The sequence below is a fragment of the Micromonospora sp. NPDC049359 genome (assembly GCF_044466585.1).
Taxonomy (GTDB): Bacteria; Actinomycetota; Actinomycetes; order Mycobacteriales; family Micromonosporaceae; genus Micromonospora.
On the sequence record NZ_JBITMW010000011.1, the window covers coordinates 107851 to 125292 of the forward strand.

At 70.8% G+C, this 17442-nt stretch carries 9 protein-coding genes and 1 pseudogene; 5 read left to right on the forward strand and 5 right to left on the reverse strand.

Features of this window, described 5'->3' with window-relative positions; genetic code table 11:
• Window positions 1-33: 33 nt before the first annotated feature.
• From ACIBTX_RS24170 to ACIBTX_RS24180, 3 genes and pseudogenes are all read left to right on the forward strand, one after another.
• Window positions 34-1722: a methylmalonyl-CoA mutase family protein gene (locus ACIBTX_RS24170; protein ID WP_357134203.1), complete on the forward strand. Its 1689-nt coding sequence runs from the start codon at window positions 34-36 to the stop codon at window positions 1720-1722.
• A gap of 202 nt (window positions 1723-1924) precedes the next feature.
• Window positions 1925-2845 carry a tetratricopeptide repeat protein gene (locus ACIBTX_RS24175; RefSeq protein ID WP_357134205.1) on the forward strand — a complete coding sequence of 307 codons (921 nt, stop codon included), beginning with the start codon at window positions 1925-1927 and terminating at the stop codon, window positions 2843-2845.
• A gap of 83 nt (window positions 2846-2928) precedes the next feature.
• A pseudogene (locus ACIBTX_RS24180) lies at window positions 2929-4098 on the forward strand (arginase family protein); the annotation flags it as partial.
• A gap of 518 nt (window positions 4099-4616) precedes the next feature.
• On the opposite strand, the gene ACIBTX_RS24185 reads toward ACIBTX_RS24180, so the two are convergent.
• Complete coding sequence (locus tag ACIBTX_RS24185) at window positions 4617-6581, reverse strand: penicillin-binding transpeptidase domain-containing protein (protein WP_357134207.1); 1965 nt, start codon at window positions 6579-6581, stop codon at window positions 4617-4619.
• A 286-nt stretch (window positions 6582-6867) separates the two neighbouring features.
• Between ACIBTX_RS24185 and ACIBTX_RS24190 the strand changes: the two genes are divergently transcribed.
• Window positions 6868-11949 (forward strand): NAD-glutamate dehydrogenase, encoded by a 5082-nt coding sequence (locus ACIBTX_RS24190; RefSeq protein WP_396833050.1) that lies wholly within the window; start codon window positions 6868-6870, stop codon window positions 11947-11949.
• Window positions 11950-12020: 71 nt separating this feature from the next.
• Here the strand turns inward: ACIBTX_RS24190 and ACIBTX_RS24195 are convergent, their stop codons facing one another.
• Window positions 12021-12710, reverse strand: coding sequence for a class F sortase (locus ACIBTX_RS24195; RefSeq protein WP_357134211.1), 690 nt, complete (start codon window positions 12708-12710; stop codon window positions 12021-12023).
• A gap of 1 nt (window position 12711) precedes the next feature.
• Window positions 12712-14091, reverse strand: a complete 1380-nt coding sequence (locus tag ACIBTX_RS24200) for a hypothetical protein (RefSeq protein ID WP_396833051.1) — start codon at window positions 14089-14091, stop codon at window positions 12712-12714.
• Window positions 14092-14683: 592 nt separating this feature from the next.
• On the opposite strand from ACIBTX_RS24200, the gene ACIBTX_RS24205 reads away from it, so the two are divergent.
• Complete coding sequence (locus ACIBTX_RS24205; RefSeq protein ID WP_357134213.1) at window positions 14684-16492, forward strand: glycoside hydrolase family 6 protein; 1809 nt, start codon at window positions 14684-14686, stop codon at window positions 16490-16492.
• 129 nt (window positions 16493-16621) lie between these two features.
• Here the strand turns inward: ACIBTX_RS24205 and ACIBTX_RS24210 are convergent, their stop codons facing one another.
• Window positions 16622-17005: a hypothetical protein gene (locus ACIBTX_RS24210; RefSeq protein WP_357134215.1), complete on the reverse strand. Its 384-nt coding sequence runs from the start codon at window positions 17003-17005 to the stop codon at window positions 16622-16624.
• A 115-nt stretch (window positions 17006-17120) separates the two neighbouring features.
• The gene (locus ACIBTX_RS24215) at window positions 17121-17429 is read right to left on the reverse strand and encodes a hypothetical protein (RefSeq protein WP_357174639.1); all 309 of its coding nucleotides are present in this window, start codon (window positions 17427-17429) and stop codon (window positions 17121-17123) included.
• Window positions 17430-17442 lie beyond the last annotated feature (13 nt).

Below are 17442 nucleotides of genomic sequence, written 5' to 3' on the forward strand. Positions count from 1 at the left end.
TGCTGGTCGAGCAACCGAGGAGGAGCCCCGCGCATGGACGCCGACGAGATCGCCGCCGGACGGGCACGCTGGCAGGCCCGGTACGACTCCGCGCGCAAGCGGGACGCCGACTTCACCACGCTCTCCGGGATGACCGTCGACCCGGTCTACGGGCCGCCCGAGGGCACCTCCTACCCGGGCTTCGAGCGCATCGGCTGGCCGGGCGAGTACCCGTACACCCGGGGTCTGTATCCCACCGGCTATCGCGGTCGGACCTGGACGATCCGGCAGTTCGCCGGCTTCGGCAACGCGCGGCAGACCAACGAGCGTTACAAGATGATCCTCGGCGCCGGCGGCGGCGGCCTCTCGGTCGCGTTCGACATGCCGACGCTGATGGGCCGCGACTCGGACGACCCGCAGTCGCTCGGCGAGGTCGGGCACTGCGGCGTCGCCATCGACACCGCCACCGACATGGAGGCGCTCTTCGACGGCATCGACCTGGCCGGCGTCACCACCTCCATGACGATCTCCGGCCCGGCCGTGCCGGTGTTCTGCATGTACCTGGTCGCCGCCGAGCGGCAGGGCGCCGACCTGTCCACGCTGGACGGCACGTTGCAGACCGACATCTTCAAGGAGTACATCGCGCAGAAGGAGTGGCTGTTCGACCCCGAGCCGCACCTGCGCCTGATCGGCGACCTGATGGAGTACTGCGCGGCCGAGATCCCGCGCTACAAGCCGCTGTCGGTCTCCGGCTACCACATCCGCGAGGCCGGCTCGACCGCCGCGCAGGAGCTGGCGTACACCCTCGCCGACGGCTTCGGCTACGTCGAGCTGGGTCTCTCGCGCGGACTCGACGTGAACGTGTTCGCGCCCGGACTGAGCTTCTTCTTCGACTCGCACCTCGACTTCTTCGAAGAGATCGCCAAGTTCCGCGCCGCCCGCCGGATCTGGGCCCGCTGGCTGCGCGACGTCTACGGCGCGACCAGCGAGAAGGCGCTCTGGCTGCGCTTTCACACCCAGACCGCCGGCGTGTCGCTGACCGCGCAGCAACCGGTCAACAACGTCGTGCGGACGGCCGTCGAGGCGCTCGCCGCGGTGCTCGGCGGCACCAACTCGCTGCACACCAACGCGCTCGACGAGACCCTCGCGCTGCCCACCGACGAGTCCGCCGAGATCGCCCTGCGGACGCAGCAGGTGCTGATGGAGGAGACCGGCGTGGTCAACGTGGCCGACCCGCTCGGCGGCTCCTGGTACGTCGAGGCGCTGACCGACAAGATCGAGGCCGAGGCGGAGGAGATCTTCGCCCGCATCCGCCAGCTCGGCGGGGAGGGGCCGCACCAGATCGGTCCGATGACCTCGGGCATCCTGCGTGGCATCGAGGACGGCTGGTTCACCGGGCACATCGCCGAGTCGGCGTTCGTCTACCAGCAGGCCCTGGAGAAGGGCGACAAGAAGATCGTCGGCGTCAACCGCCACACCGGCACGGTCGCCAAGGAACTGGAGATTCTGCGCATCTCGCACGAGGTGGAGCTGGAGCAGCGCCGGGTGCTCGCCGAGCGCAAGAGCGCGCGGGACGAGGCCGCGGTGCGCGCGGCGGTGACCCGGATGGTCGAGGTCAGCCGCACCGACGGGAACATGATCCCCGCCATGCTCGACGCCGTCCGCGCCGAGGCCACGCTCGGCGAGATCTGCGACGCCCTGCGAGCCGAGTGGGGCACCTACCGCGAACCCGCCCGCTTCTGACCCCCCGGCCCCTCAGCCCCGTCGATCTTGCGGTTTCTGTGGCGGCATAAGCCGCAAAAGTGACGTAGCGGCAACCGAAAGCGCAAGATCGACGGGGCTGGGAACGGGGGGCCGTTTCGCGTTGTCCGATAGGCGTGAGAGTTGCGACGTTGGAGTTGTGGGTGAGCCGGGAATGCGGGCCCACGTGCGAGACTAGGTAACCATGAGCGACCCACGGATCACCTCGTCGATCTTTACCCGCGGCGCGGTCGACCTCAGCACGCTGCGTGGCCCCGCACCAGCCGGTACCCGCCCCGGCGCACCCCCGCAGGGCGGCCCGTCCGCCGGCACACCGGGCGCACCGACCGCCGACAACGCCCCCATCGTCGACGTCACCGAAGCGACCATCCAGTCCGCGGTGCTCGAGCAGTCGATGGCCATGCCCGTCATCGTCTTCTTCGGCGCGGCTGGCTTCCCCGAGAGCGACGAGTTCGCCCCGGTGCTCGAGCGGCTGGCGGCCGAGGGCGGCGGCGCCTGGTTGCTGGCCCGGGTCGACGTGCAGGAAAACCCGCGGATCGCCCAGATGTTCCGGGTCCAGGGCGTCCCGACGGTCTACGCGGTCGTCGGCGGCCAGCCGATCGACGCCTTCTCCGGTGTGGTGCCCGAGGCCCAGCTCCGCCAGTGGATCCAGGCCGTTCTCAAGGCCGGCGGCGTGACCGTCGCCGAGCCGGAGGACCCGCGCCTCGACGAGGCGGACGACGCGCTCATGAGCGGCGACCTGGACGCCGCCGAGCAGGCGTACCGCAAGATTCTCGCCGACGCCCCCGCGGACGCCGCGGCCACGGCGGGCCTCGCCCAGGTCGGCGTGGCACGCCGGGTGGCGGGCGCCGACCCGGCCACCGCGCTGGCCGCCGCCGAGAGCGCCCCCGACGACGTCGCGGCCCAACTGCTGGCCGCCGACATCGAGGTGCTCAGCGGGCTGGCCGAGCAGGCGTACGCCCGCCTCGTCGGCCTGGTCCGGCGCACCGCCGGTGAGGACCGCGAGACGGTCCGCCAGCACCTGGTGTCGCTCTTCTCCATCGCCGGCCCGGACGATCCGGCGGTCGCCTCGGCCCGTAGGGCACTGGCCAGCGCCCTGTTCTGAGTCCGCAGCACGACTGTGAGTGCGTAGTACGCCAGCGCGGGCCGGCGTTCGCCGGCCCGCCCGACCACCGGGGACGGGAGCTCATGATGCGCCGGATCGCCGTCCTCGACGCGCCGACAAACCTCGGCCTGCGACCGCCGACGTCCACCTCCGTGCCGGGCTGCGCCAAGGCGCCCGGCGCGCTGCGCGACCACGACCTGCTGGCCCGGCTGCGGGCCCGCGACGCCGGGTGCCTCACCCCACCCCGGTACGACCCCGGTGACTGGCGGCCCGGGGACGGCGTGTGCCACGCCCGGGAGATCGCCGACTACTCGCTCGCGCTCGCCGAGCGGATCGGCTCGATCATCGACCGGGGTGAGTTCCCGGTGGTGCTGGGTGGCGACTGTTCCGTGCTGCTCGGTTCCGCGCTCGCCATGCACCGCCTCGGTGAGGCGGTCGGCGGGCGGATCGGACTGGTCTTCGTCGACGGGCACTCCGACTTCCGGCACCCCGGCAACGCCTCCTACGTCGGCGCGGCCGCCGGGGAGGACCTGGCCCTGGTCACCGGGCGCGGGCAGGCCGACCTGGCCGCCCTGGAGGGTCGCCGGCCCTACTTCCGCGACATCGACGTGGTGGTGCTCGGCATCCGTGCGCAGGACGAGTACCGCCTCGACCTCCAGGCCGCCGGCATCACCACCCGCCCGGTCCCCGCGCTGCGCGCCGAGGGCGCCGCCCGGACCGCCCAGTGGGCACACGAGCAGCTCGCCGACTGCGCGGGCTACTGGGTGCACATCGACGTCGACGTCCTCGACCCGGCGGTGATGCCGGCCGTCGACGCCCCCGACCCGGGCGGCATCGCCTTCGCCGAGCTGGAGATCCTGCTCGCCGGCCTGGTCGACACGCCACACTGCCTCGGCGTTGAACTGACCGTCTTCGACCCCGACTACGACCCGGACGGCTCGTACGCCGCCGAGATCGTCAACACCGTGGTCGCCGGTCTGGCTCCCGTCAGTGCCCCGGAGGCGATGCCGCCGCGGCTGCTGTCGCCCCGGCCCACGACCGCCGCGAGACGTGCCACCGAACGGACGACGGCCGCCGGCCGGTCCGACCGCGCCGAGCGCCACGGCGGGCCCGCCGGGCTTGCTCGTGCCGCGGGGGTGCCGGGCTCTGCCAGCCCTGATCGCGGTGCGGGCACCGTCGCCGACGCTGCCCGGTTCGATGAGTTCGACGGCGAGGGCCTCGACGAGGACGACACGTCCGGCGCAGCCTCTCCCGGCCTCGGCTCCTCCCGCCTCCCGGTGTCGAGGAGTGAGGCGGCCGACGAGGTCGCGGCGGAGGCCGAGCCATCCGTGATCCGCGACCGGTCCCCGTCCGAGCCTTCCGGCCTCGCGGCGCAGATCGCGGCCACGGTCGAGCCGTCGGGGCTCGCGGCGCAGATCGCGGCCACGGTCGAGCCGTCGGGCCTCGCGGCGACGGTCGAGCCGTCGGGCCTCGCGGCGACGGTCGAGCCGTCGGGGCTCGCGGCGACGGTCGAGCCGTCGGGGCTCGCGGCGCAGATCGCGGCCACGGTCGAGCGCGAACCGGTCGGTCCGCCCGCGTCGGCCGGCCCGGGTCTGCTGCGGCGGCCCTCCCCGCCGGCCCAGAACGCACCCGAACGGCCCCAGACCGACACCGCCTGACCCGCTCGCGGCCACCCGACTCGTGATCCACTCGGTATCAGCGAAACCGGGGTGTCCGGACGGCTTGGACGCCCCGGTTTCAGTGAAACCGAGTGGATCAAGGGTCGGGTGGGTCAGGGGGTAGGCAGGGCGCGGAGGAAGCGTTCGGCGATCGGGACGGCCGAGGCGGTGCTGGCGCCGCCCTTCTCCACGAACACGGCGAATGCGACGTCACCCCGCCAGCCCACGAACCAGGCGTGCGTGTGGGCCGGGTTGTCGTCGAACTCGGCGGTGCCGGTCTTGCCGTACACCTCGCCGCCCGGGACGTCCTTGAGCGCGCTGGCGGTGCCGGCGGTGACCACCTCGCGCATCATCGTGCGCAGCGCCGTGACGGACTCCGGCTTGAGCTGCCCACCGGGCGGGGCCGGCTTGGCCGGCGCCGGGTCGACCAGCAGTTTCGGCTGCTCGAAGCGGCCCCGGGCGACGGCCGCCGTGGCACCGGCCATGGCCAGGGGGCTGACCAGCGTGGTGCCCTGGCCGAACGACGCGGCGGCCTGCTCGGCGGGGCTGCCGCCGGTGGAGACCTTGCCGGTGAAGACATCCACGCCGAGGTCCCACTGCCCCTCCAGCCCCAGGGACCGGCCGGCGGCGGCCAGCCCGTCGCCGCCGAGCTTCGGCGCCAGCGAAGCGAAGGCCGTGTTGCAGGACTTCGCGAAGTCGGTGCGGAACGGCACCGAGCCCAACTCGAAGTTGTCCGAGTTCTTGAAGGACCGGCCGTCGACGGTGAAGGTCTTCTTGCACTCCACCGGGCCGTCCAGAGTGACCGCGCCCCGGTCCAGCAGGCCCAGCGCGCTCACCATCTTGAAGGTGGAGCCCGGCGGTACCTGTGCGCTGAACGCCAGGTTCTCGCCGGCCGGGCCGGGACCGTTGGCGGCGGCGAGTACCGCGCCGTCGCTGACCCGTACCGCGACCAGGGCGGAGCGGAGCGGCTCCGCGCGCAGTGCCCCGTCGGCCGCGTTCTGGGTGGCCACGTCCAGGGTGGTCTTCAGCGCCTGGCCCGGCTGGGGATCGCGGCGGAACAGCTCGGTGCCGGTGGGCGCGAGCTTGCCGTCCTCGGTGGGCCGTTCGACCAGGACGGTCAGCCCGGGGGCGCCGCGCAACCGCTCGTCGTAGCGGCCCTGCAGGCCACCGTGTCCGACGAGGTCGCCGGCGACGTACCTGTCGGGGTGGGCAGTGAGGTCGTCGGCCTGCGCCTGGTCGACACTGCCGAGTAGCGCGCGGGCGAACTCGCGGGTGGGTGCGAGGTCGAGCTTGTCGGAGATGAACTTGGTGCCGGGCAGGTCGTAGATGCGAGGTTTGATCTGCTTGTACGCGTCCTCGCGCAGGGTCACCACCTCGACGAACGCACCCGGATCGGCCTCGGCGACCCGCTTGGGAAGGTCGGCCAGGTCGACGCCGGGGACCAGAGCCGGACGGATCGCCTTGAAGGCGGCGTCGAGATCCTTGACCAGCTTCTTGATGTCGGTGACCTGGTTGGGCTGCACGCCCACCCGCACGATCGGGCGCGGTGACACGATCGGCGTGCCCGCCGCGTCCAGCACGCCGGCACGCGGGCCGGCGTCGCGGCGCAGCGCCAGCCGGTCGCCCCTGGTGAGCTGCTCGTGGAGGACCCGCGGCTCCCACATCACCCGCCACTGGTCGTCGTCGCCCTGGATGAGCCGCAGCTCCCGGTCGTACGTCCAGTGGGTCTGGCCCGGCAGCGTCCAGTCCACCCGGATGGTGGTAGTCGCGATGTTCTTCGTGATCTTCGGATCGCCCTGCCGGGTCAGCGTGGGCGGGGTGCTGGCCAGCTCGCCGGACAGCTCCTTGATCTCCTTGCTCACCTCGGCCGCCGGCGTCTTCGCGCCGGTCGAGTCGACCATGGCGACTGCCTGCAGGTCGCCGCTGCGCCAACCGGCGAGGAAGGCGTCGGCGCTGCGCTCCGGCCCGTCGTCTCCGGAGCACGCCGCCAGCACACCGGCGGTGAGCAGGGACGCGGTGAGCGCGGCCACTCGGCGCGCGCGGTTCGACCGGTTTGGGCGGGGGTAGGACAAGGTCATGAAGCGGTCCTTCCGATCTCGTGCTGCTCTGCACGGTAGTACGCGAACGCTGTCCCCAACGCCCCGGGAAGTCCTCGACGTGCGGAAAGACGGACCGAGCCGGTGTGATGAACATCGCGCGGCGGGGTATCCCGCAACCGGCCAACCTCGGACCCGCAACGGGTGAAAGGACGAAGTCCCGATCCGGACGCCCTGCCAGTGGTCCGCCGACGAAGGCGGCAAACGGCAGGCCTAGGCTGGGCGGCAGAGTGACCCACAACGCGGTGGGTCGAGGGGAGTGGCACCGATGGACCGGCGTCCGGCGATCAAACCGGAACCCGACCTCCGACCGGATAACTCCGGGCGGGACGAGGACAGCTTCGATTCGGCGACCGACGGGGACGGCTACGGCCGGCTCGACACCGGCGTCACAGGGCTGACCGGGTCGAGCATCGACACCATCTACGATCTGGGTCTGCCGAGCGAGGCGTTGGCCGACGACGTGGAGGACGCCGAGCTCGACGAACCCGTACCCAACGCGGAGCGGCTGGTGGCCCAGGCCGTCGCGCTCGCCGGGGACGACCATGACGCGGCGACCCTGGTCGGCCGTTTCTGGCGGTTCGCCCCGGACGAGGAGCTGGTCGGCTTCACGGCGGAGGAGATGCTCGACGCGGCCCGGGCGCACCGGGACCTCGCGCAGCAGCGGGTGCCCGGCGAGTTGAAGCTGCGCATCCACGAGCCGCACGCCGACCAGCACCACACCGTCGTCGAGATCGTCACCGACGACATGCCGTTCCTGGTCGACTCGGTGACCGCGCTGCTCAACTCGTACCACCTCGACGTACACCTGCTGGTGCACCCGCTGGTGGTGGTCCGGCGCGAGCCGCTGGGCCAGCTCACCGAGGTTTCGGCGGACGTGGAGCCGGACGACGCGATCGCCGGTGACATCGTCGAGAGCTGGATGCGGATCGAGATCGACCCGGTCCGGGACGCGGCCGAGCGGGACCGGTTGCGGCACGAGCTGCAACGGGTGCTCACCGACGTACGGGAGGCCGTGGAGGACTGGCCGAAGATGCGTCAGCGGGCCCTCGCGCTCGCCGACGAGCTGGCCTCGGCCCGTACCTCGGACAACCGCCCGCCGGTGCCGGAGAAGGACATCACCGACTCGGTGGAGCTGCTGCGCTGGCTCGCGCACGACCACTTCACGTTCCTCGGCTACCGCGAGTACCGCCTGGTCGACGCCCCAGACGGAAACCCCGCGGACCCGGTGGACGGCAAGGCCCTCGAAGCGGTGCTCGGCACCGGGCTGGGCATCCTGCGCTCGGACTCCCCGGACGCCCGGTCGCTGGCCTCGATGACGCCCGAGGCGCACGAGAAGGTGCTGGAGAAGCGCCTCCTCATCATCACCAAGGCCAACTCGCGGGCCACCGTGCACCGCTCGGCGTACCTGGACTACATCGGCTTCAAGATCTTCAACGAGGCCGGCGAGGTCATCGGCGAGCGGCGTTTCCTGGGGCTGTTCTCCACCGCCGCGTACCGGACCAGCGTCCGGGAGCTGCCGGTGGTGCGACGCAAGGTCGCCGAGGTGCTCGACCGTTCCGGCCTGAGCCGGCGCAGCCACTCCGGCAAGGACCTGCTCCAGATCCTGGAGACCTACCCGCGCGACGAGCTGTTCCAGATCAAGACCGACGACCTGTACCACGCGGTGATCGGCGTGCTGCGGATGGCGGGTCGCCGGCAGCTGCGGGTGTTCCTGCGCCGTGACGCGTACGGGCGGTTCATCTCCTGTCTGATCTACCTGCCCCGCGACCGGTTCACGACGCAGAACAGGCTGCGCATGCAGGACATCCTGCTGCGCGAGCTGAACGGTGTCGGGGTGGACTACACGACCCGGGTCACCGAGTCGATGCTCGCCCGGATCCACTTCATCGTCCGTACCGATCCGACCCGGCCGCCCGGCGAGATCGACGCCGACCTGTTGGCCGAGGAGCTGGCCGACGCGACCCGGCTCTGGGACGACGACTACCGGCTGGTGCTGGAGCGCAAGCTCGGCGACGAGCAGGCCAAGCACCTGTTCGCCCGGTACGCCGACGCGTTCCCGGAGGGCTACAAGGACGGGCACACGCCGTACGAGGCGATGAAGGACCTGGCCAAGCTGGAGCTGCTGGAGGAGCCCGGCCAGCTCGAGATGCACCTGTTCCGCAAGCAGCTCGCGCCCCGGCCGGGCACCCGCGTGCCGGGCGCCGACGTGCCCGACGACATGAACGTGCGGTTCAAGGTCTACCGGTACGGGGAGCCGATGATGCTCTCCGCCGTGCTGCCCGTGCTGCACTCGCTCGGCGTACGGGTGGTCGACGAGCACCCGTACGAGGTGGACCGGATCGACGGTCGGGTCTACCTGTACGACTTCGGCCTGATGCTGCCCGAGGGGCACCACGAGCTGGCCGAGGTCCGTCCGCACGTGGAGAACGCGTTCGCGGCGGCCTGGCGCGGCGAGGCCGAGGTGGACCGGTTCAACGAGCTGGTGCTGCGCGCCGGACTGACCTGGCGGCAGGTGGTGGTGCTGCGGGCGTACGCGAAGTATCTGCGGCAGGCCGGCACGGTCTTCTCGCAGGACTACATGGAGCAGACCTTCATCGCGTACCCGAAGCTCGCCAGCCTGCTGGTGGAGCTGTTCGAGACCCGGTTCGCGCCGGGTGACCTGAGCGCCGAGCAGCGGCGGCAGCGCAGCGGCGAGCTGGTGGAGACGATCCGGGGCGCGCTGGACGACGTGGCCAGCCTCGACCAGGACCGGATCCTGCGCTCGTACCTGACGCTGATCGAGGCGACCCTGCGGACCAGCTTCTACCAGAAGCCGGTCGGCGGGCGGCCGAAGGCGTACGTGGCGTTCAAGCTGGACCCGCAGGCCATTCCGGACCTGCCGGCGCCCCGGCCGAAGTTCGAGATCTTCGTGTACTCGCCCCGGTTCGAGGGTGTGCACCTGCGGTTTGGGCCGGTGGCCCGGGGCGGGTTGCGCTGGTCCGACCGTCGGGAGGACTTCCGCACCGAGGTGCTGGGCCTGGTCAAGGCGCAGATGGTGAAGAACACGGTGATCGTGCCGGTGGGCGCCAAGGGCGGCTTCGTGCTGAAGCAGAAGCCGGGGGACCGGGACGAGGCGGTCGCCTGCTACCAGGAGTTCGTCGGCGCGATGCTCGACGTCACCGACAACATCGTCAGCGGGCAGATCGTGCCGCCGGACGACGTGGTCCGGCACGACGGCGACGACCCCTACCTGGTGGTCGCCGCGGACAAGGGCACGGCCACGTTCTCGGACATCGCCAACGAGATCTCGCTGGCGCACAACTTCTGGATGGGCGACGCGTTCGCCTCCGGCGGTTCGGCCGGGTACGACCACAAGAAGATGGGCATCACCGCCCGTGGCGCCTGGGAGTCCGTGAAGCGGCACTTCCGGGAGCTGGGCCTGGACACCCAGACCGAGGACTTCACGGTGGTCGGCGTCGGCGACATGTCCGGCGACGTGTTCGGCAACGGGATGCTGCTCTCCGAGCACATCCGGCTGGTGGCCGCGTTCGACCACCGGCACATCTTCCTGGACCCGGACCCGGACGCCGCCACCTCGTACGCGGAGCGTCGGCGGCTGTTCGACCTGCCCCGCTCCTCCTGGGAGGACTACAACGAGGAGCTGATCTCGGCCGGGGGCGGCATCTTCTCGCGTACCGCGAAGTCGATTCCGATCACGCCGCAGGTCCGGGCGGCGATCGGCCTCGACGACGACGTCACGCAGATCTCGCCACAGGAGCTGATGAAGGCGATCGTCACCGCTCCGGTGGACCTGTTCTGGAACGGCGGCATCGGCACGTACGTCAAGGCCTCCACCCAGACCAACGCGGAGGTGGGCGACAAGTCCAACGACGCGATCCGGGTGGACGGGCGCAGCCTGCGCTGCCGGGTGGCGGGCGAGGGCGGCAACCTGGGCTGGACCCAGCTCGGCCGGATCGAGTACGCGTTGACCGGTGGCCGGATCTACACCGACTTCATCGACAACGCGGCCGGTGTGGACACCTCCGACCACGAGGTGAACATCAAGATCCTGCTGAACACCGCGGTGGCCGACGGCGAGCTGACCACCGCCGAGCGGGACGATCTGTTGGCCGGGATGACCGACGAGGTCGCCGAACTGGTGCTGCGCGACAACTACGACCAGGCTCGGGCGATCAACAACGCCCAGGCCCAGGCCGCCTCGCTGCTCCCGGTGCACCGCCGGATGATCAACGAGTTGGAACGTTCGGGCGGGTTGGACCGCGCGTTGGAGGCGCTGCCGCCGGACGAGGAGTTGGCGGTCCGGAGCGAATCCGGCCTGACCGCGCCGGAGTTCGCGGTGCTGCTCGCGTACGTGAAAATCGTCCTTGAGCGGGAGATCCTCACCGAGGGGCTGGCCGACGAGGAGTGGACGACCGACGTTCTGGTCAACTACTTCCCGACGCCCATGCGTGAGCGGTTCGCCGACCGGATGGGCCGGCACCGGCTGCGCCGGGACATCGTCACCACCGTGCTGGTCAACGAGGCGATCAACCGGGGTGGCATCTCGTTCATCTTCCGGGTGGTCGAGGAGACGGCGGCCAGCGCCGCGGACGTGATCCGTGCGTACGTGGTGGTCAGTGAGGTGTTCGGCCTGCGCGACCTGTGGGACGCGGTCGAGGCGCTGGACAACAAGGTTGCGCCGGAGTTGCAGACCAGCGTCTACCTGGACACCCGCCGGTTGCTCGACCGGGCGGTGCGTTGGCTGGTCTCCAACCGGCGCTCGCCCATCGACGTGCCGGCCGAGATCGCCCGACTGCGCGACGGGGTCACCCGGCTGCTGCCGGGTCTGGAGGAGCTGTTCTACGGCGGCGAGCGGCAGGCCATCGCGGCGCACATCGACTCGATGACCGAGCGCGGGCTGCCCCGCGAGCTGGCCGAGCGGGCGACCCGGCTGATGTACAGCTTCGGTCTGATGGACGTGGTGGAGACCGCGAACGCCAGCGGGCGGGACGTCAGCGAGGTGGCCTCGGTCTACTTCGTGCTCTCCGACCTGTTCCGGGTGGACTCGCTGCTGTCGAAGATCTCCCTGCTGCCGCGGGAGGACCGCTGGCAGACCCTCGCGCGGATGGCGCTGCGGTACGACCTGTACGCGGCGTTGGCCGCGCTCACCGCCGAGGTGCTCGACTCGACCGGGGACGAGTTGCCGCCGCACGAGCGGGTGCAGCAGTGGGAGCAGTCGAACGCCACGTCGATCCACCGGGCCCGCCAGGCGATGGGGGAGTTCGACGAGTCGCGGGCGGATCTCGCTGCCCTGTCCGTGCTGCTGCGCCAGATCCGCACCCTGGTGCGGACCTCCGCCGCCGCCTGAGTCACTACGCCGGACGCGGTCCGGCCGGTCGGGGTGACCCGACCGGCCGGACCGCTTCGTGTACGGGTTGGTCACGCCGCCAGGGTGGCGAAGACGACCACGTTGTCGGGGTAGCTGCGCACGGTCTCGTCGAACTGGCCGCCGCACGTCACCACCCGCAGGCCGGGCCGGTCGTTCGGCCCGTAGACCAACTCGGTGGGGAAGGACGTCTTCGGGTACGACTTCACCGAGTCGACCCGGAACGTCGCCGGCCGGCCATCCGCCCGCCGCACGGTGATCGTGTCACCGGGCACGAGCGCGCCAAGATCGAAGAAGACGGCCGGGCCGAGCTTCGCCGAGTCCACGTGCCCGACGATGACCGCGTTACCGGTCTCGCCGGGGCTGGCCCCCGGCTCGTACCAACCAGCCCGGTCGGCCTGCTCCAGCGGGGGGACCTGGACGGTGCCGTCCGGGTTGGTGCCCAGCGACATGATCGTCGCGTCGACGCCGATCCGGGGAATCTCGATGGTGGTCGGAGCGGACCGGGTCAGCGCGGTCGGCGCCGCTTCGCCGTCGACGGGTGGGATGTCGCTGTCGGGGACCGCCGACCCGCTGACCTCGGGGCCGGCCTGGGCCAACGGCTGTGGGGGTCGGGGAGCGGGCGTGGTCTGCAACGAGGCGCCGATCATGCCGGCGCCGATCATGGCGAGGGTGACGACGACGGCCGCACCGGCGGCACGCCACGGTCTCCCGTGACGGCCGCCGGCCGGTGTCGCCGTCACGTCAGGCGAGCGAACCATCGGTCCGCCGACGACGCATCAGCACGATCCCGCCGAGCGCGGCAGCGCCGAGCAGGCTCGCACCGCCGGTGGCCAGGCCACGGTCGGTGCCGGTGCTGACGCCGCCGTCACCACCGTCGACCCCGCCGTGCGGCAGGACGACCAGTTCGCCCTCGCCGCACGAGCCCTTGAGCTCGTAGCGACCCGGCTTGGCGTCCTTGTCGACCTTGGCCTCGCCGTAGTAGACGAACTCGCGCTCGTCGTCGCGGCCGCCCTTGTCCCAGCTCTTGTCGGAGCCGTACTCGTCGTCGGAGCCGTAGTCGTGGCCCTCGGATTCGTGGCCCTTGGACTCCCAGCTCTTGTCGGAGCCGTACTCGTCGTCGGAGCCGTAGTCGTGGCCCTCGGATTCGTGGCCCTTGGACTCCCAGCTCTTCTCCGAGCCGTACTCGTCGTCCGAGCCGTAGTCGTGGCCCTCGGATTCGTGGCCCTTGGACTCCCAGCTCTTCTCCGAGCCGTACTCGTCGTCCGAGCCGTAGTCGTGGCCCTTGGACTCGTCGTCCTTGGACTCCCAGCTCTTGTCGGAGCCGTACTCGTCGTCGGAGCCGTAGTCGTGGCCCTCGGATTCGTGGCCCTTGGACTCCCAGTCCTTCTTGTCTTCGTCCTTGGAGTCCCAGTCCTTCTTGTCTTCGTCCTTGGAGTCCCAGTCCTTCTTGTCTTCGTCCTTGGAGTCCCAGTCCTTCTTGTCTTCGTCCTTGGACTCCCAGTCCTTCTTGTCCTCGTCCTTGGACTCCCAGTCCTTCTTGCCTTCGTCGTCCTGGGCGTCCTGGCCGTGCTCCTCGCCCTTCCAGTCCTTGCTGTCCTCGTCCTCATAGGCGTCGGCGGCAGCGCCACCGCCCTGGCCGCCGGGCTGGGCGTCGCCGTGCTCACCCTTGCCCTTGTCGTCCTTGCCCTTGTCGTCCTTGCCTTCGTCGTCCTTGCCTTCGTCGCCCTTGCCTTCGTGGTCCTTGCCCTTGTCGTCCTTGCCGTGCTCGTCCTTGCCCTTGTCGTCGTCCTTGCCGTGCTCGTCCTTGCCCTTGTCGTCGTGGTCGTAGGAGTCGTCCTCCTCGCTCCACTCGCCGCGGTCCTCGCCCCGGTCGTCGCGCGCCGGCTTGAGCTTGACCTTGCCGGTGACCTTGGACCACACGTAGGCGTGCTCCTGGCGATCCGGGCAGATCTCGAGGAGCTTGACCTCGTCGCCGGCCTTCACGATGTGCGGCTTGGCGTAGACCTTGCCGTCCTCGTCGTGGTGACCGTCAGCGAACGCGATCCCTGGCGCGAACACCAGGAGGGACGCGCCACCGAGGGCGGCGCCCGCAACGACCTTCCCGAGCATCTTCTTAGCCATGACCTGCGTCACTCCATCCCTGTTGTCCTGAGCCCGGCGACAACCGAGCTAAGACCGACGTTAGACCGTTTCATGACTTATGAAGTGAAAGATTCGCGTTTTGACCTTTGCTGGTGGTAAGAGGCGAAGGAGTGATACGCGGCTTTCTTTGCCCGCCGTGCCGCGGCGGGCGCTCACCGCCCGGCCGGGTTGGTCGCGGCATTCCCGACCCGCCGCGCGCTACCAGTGAGGCTCGACCGGTAACGGACGGCTGGCGCCGCCCGCGTCACCTCGGGGGTATCGTCCGAGTCGAGGGCGGCGGCGCATCGAGCCATTGCCATGGAAGCGCTCCCATGCAAGAATCGGCGCACGCGGTTTCGGGGGAGCCACACCGCGCAGGCGGGGCGTCGAGGGCATCCGGTTCACCGGACGACAACCGGCCGCCGATCGGTCGGCCACGCGCCGGCCAATCACCACCAACCACCACCACCGCCCGTCCGGGTCGGGCACCCCAAAGAATCCCGTGGCGCCGGAGGCCGTCCGTGCAGGACGCCCGCCGGGCCGTCTCGCCGGGCCGAACGCGGGCCCGGTCTCGCCCAAGGAGATCAGTGGCATGAATGTGTGGAGAAGGCTGTCCGGCCCCCGCCGGACCCTCGCGCTCGCCGGCGCGGGCGTTCTGGTCGCCGGCGGGCTGGTGACGATCCCGGTCACCGCGGCGCAGGCCGCGACGCAGTGCGACATCGCGTACACGACCAATGACTGGCAGGGTGGCTTCACCGCCAACATCACCATCAAGAACCTCGGCGACCCGGTCAACGGTTGGACGCTGGGCTGGACCTTCCCCAACTCCAGCCAGCGCGTGCAGCAGGGCTGGTCGGCCACGTACACCCAGTCCGGCAGCCAGGTCACGGCCCGCAGCATGTCCTACAACGGCACCCTCGCGACCGGCGCGTCGACGACCCTCGGGTTCAACGGAGCGTGGAGCGGCAGCAACCCGAAGCCGACCTCGTTCACCCTGAACGGTGTGGTCTGCAACGGTGGCACCGGCAACCCGACCACCCCGCCGCCCACCACGCCTCCGCCGACCACGCCTCCGCCCACCACGCCTCCCCCCACGACCCCGCCGCCCACGACGGGGCCGCCGCCGACCACCCCGCCCCCCGGTGTGAAGGTCGACAACCCGTACGCCGGTGTGCCCGGGTACGTGAACCCGGAGTGGAAGGCCAAGGCGGACGCCGAGCCTGGCGGTAGCCGCGTCTCGAACAACCCCACCGCCGTGTGGCTGGACCGGATCGCCGCGATCAACGGCACGCCGAACAGCAGCTCAAACGGCGCCTTCGGGGTGAAGGACCACCTGGACGAGGCGCTGCGCCAGGGCGCCGGTTACATCCAGTTCGTGATCTACAACCTGCCCGGCCGCGACTGCTCGGCGCTCTCCTCCAACGGTGAGCTGGGCCCGGACGAGCTGCCCCGGTACAAGTCCGAGTACATCGACCCGATCGCCGCGATCCAGTCCGACTCGAAGTACCGGAACATCCGGATCATCAACATCATCGAGATCGACTCGCTGCCGAACATCGTGACCAACACCTCGGGTCAGCCCGGCGGCACGGTCATGTGCGACACGGTCAAGGCCAACGGCGCGTACGTCAACGGTGTCGGCTACGCCCTCGCCAAGCTGGGCGCGATCGGTAACGTCTACAACTACATCGACGCCGGCCACCACGGCTGGCTCGGCTGGGACTCCAACTTCGGCCCGACCGCCGAGATCCTGAAGACCGCCGCTGTCGCCTCCGGCAGCACGGTCAACAACGTGCACGGCTTCATCACCAACACCGCCAACTACTCGGCGCTCACCGAGCCGTACTTCAAGGTCACCGACAACGTGAACGGCCAGACGGTGCGGCAGTCCAAGTGGATCGACTGGAACTACTACGTCGACGAGCTGTCCTTCGCCCAGGCGTTCCGGACCAAGCTGGTGTCGTTGGGCTTCAACTCCAACATCGGCATGCTGATCGACACGTCCCGCAACGGCTGGGGCGGCGCCAACCGGCCCACCGGCCCGGGCGCGACGACCAGCGTCGACACGTACGTCAACGGTGGCCGGATCGACCGTCGGGCGCACGCCGGTAACTGGTGCAACCAGGCCGGCGCGGGTCTCGGCGAGCGGCCGCGGGCGAACCCGGCTACGGGCATCGACGCCTACGTCTGGGTGAAGCCTCCGGGCGAGTCGGACGGCTCCAGCTCGGAGATCCCGAACAACGAGGGCAAGGGCTTCGACCGGATGTGCGACCCGACGTACGGCGGTAACGCCCGCAACGGCAACAACCCGAGCGGGGCGCTGGGGAACGCGCCGATCTCCGGGGCGTGGTTCTCGGCCCAGTTCCGGGAGCTGATGCAGAACGCCTACCCGGCGCTCTGATCGGGTAGCTCACGCGCCAACCCGCCTCCGGCAGTAGGTGAGGCACTGCCGGGGGCAGGTTTCCCCGGGGTCCCCGGTCCGACCATCACGGTCGGGCCGGGGACCCCCCTTTTCCGCGTCTGTCCCGGGTCAGGGCACGGTGCGTTCGATCGCCGCGCGGCCGTGTTCGGCCAGGTCGCGGCGGGCCTTGTCCAGGTTCTCCGGGGTGAGGTCCTGCCCACGGGCCATCACCAGGTCCTCCGGTTCCCAGGGCTGCTCGCCGCCGGTACGGATGTTGTCGCCGCCCGCGCCGGTGCCCGTCCCGGTCGCGCCGGTCCCGGCGGCGTACGGGTCGCCGATCAGGTCGTCGGTGTCCGGGGCAAGGTCCGGCTGCCGCTCGCGGGGTTCGGTGAAGGTCGGCGTGTCGCGGTCGGGGCCACCCCCGGTCCGCAGCTCCGGGACGGTGCTGTCGTCGTCCACCGCAGCGGCCGTTTGCGGGCTCTCCTCCAGCGGTCGGCGGTCGCGATCGGTCATGGTGCTGCCTCCTGTGTCCGACACGGTGCCTGATCCCCGCCGCGTACCCCGTGCGCGGGTGCCCATGCGCGGCACCGGCGCCGTCCCGGTGGACGGCGTCGGCGGCGGACCGGGTTCAGTGGTCGGCTCGGGGCTCGTTCGCGGACGGCGCCTCCGCCGGCCGCAGCCACTGCCAGAGCAGCATGACCAGCCCGAAGGCGAGCATCACCAGGCCGGCCCACAGGTTGATGCGGACACCCTCGGCCTTGTCGATCTCGGCTCGACTGTCGAAGATGCCGATCAGCGTCACGATGATCCCGTACGCCACGAAGAGCCCACCGATCACGCGACGGATGTCGAACAGACGGGCGGCGGCGGAGCGGCGCTCCTCCGACTGCGTCTCGTCGATCAGCGGGTCCTGCGCCGGCTGGCCGTCGTTGCTCATCTGCCGACTCCTT

Coding starts and splice junctions, on each gene's coding strand:
- ACIBTX_RS24170 (WP_357134203.1), top strand. CDS start 34: ATGGACGCCGACGAGATCGCCGCCGGACGGGCACGCTGGCAGGCCCGG.
- ACIBTX_RS24175 (WP_357134205.1), top strand. CDS start 1,925: ATGAGCGACCCACGGATCACCTCGTCGATCTTTACCCGCGGCGCGGTC.
- ACIBTX_RS24185 (WP_357134207.1), bottom strand. CDS start 6,581: ATGACCTTGTCCTACCCCCGCCCAAACCGGTCGAACCGCGCGCGCCGA.
- ACIBTX_RS24190 (WP_396833050.1), top strand. CDS start 6,868: ATGGACCGGCGTCCGGCGATCAAACCGGAACCCGACCTCCGACCGGAT.
- ACIBTX_RS24200 (WP_396833051.1), bottom strand. CDS start 14,091: ATGGCTAAGAAGATGCTCGGGAAGGTCGTTGCGGGCGCCGCCCTCGGT.
- ACIBTX_RS24205 (WP_357134213.1), top strand. CDS start 14,684: ATGAATGTGTGGAGAAGGCTGTCCGGCCCCCGCCGGACCCTCGCGCTC.
- ACIBTX_RS24210 (WP_357134215.1), bottom strand. CDS start 17,005: ATGACCGATCGCGACCGCCGACCGCTGGAGGAGAGCCCGCAAACGGCC.
- ACIBTX_RS24215 (WP_357174639.1), bottom strand. CDS start 17,429: ATGAGCAACGACGGCCAGCCGGCGCAGGACCCGCTGATCGACGAGACG.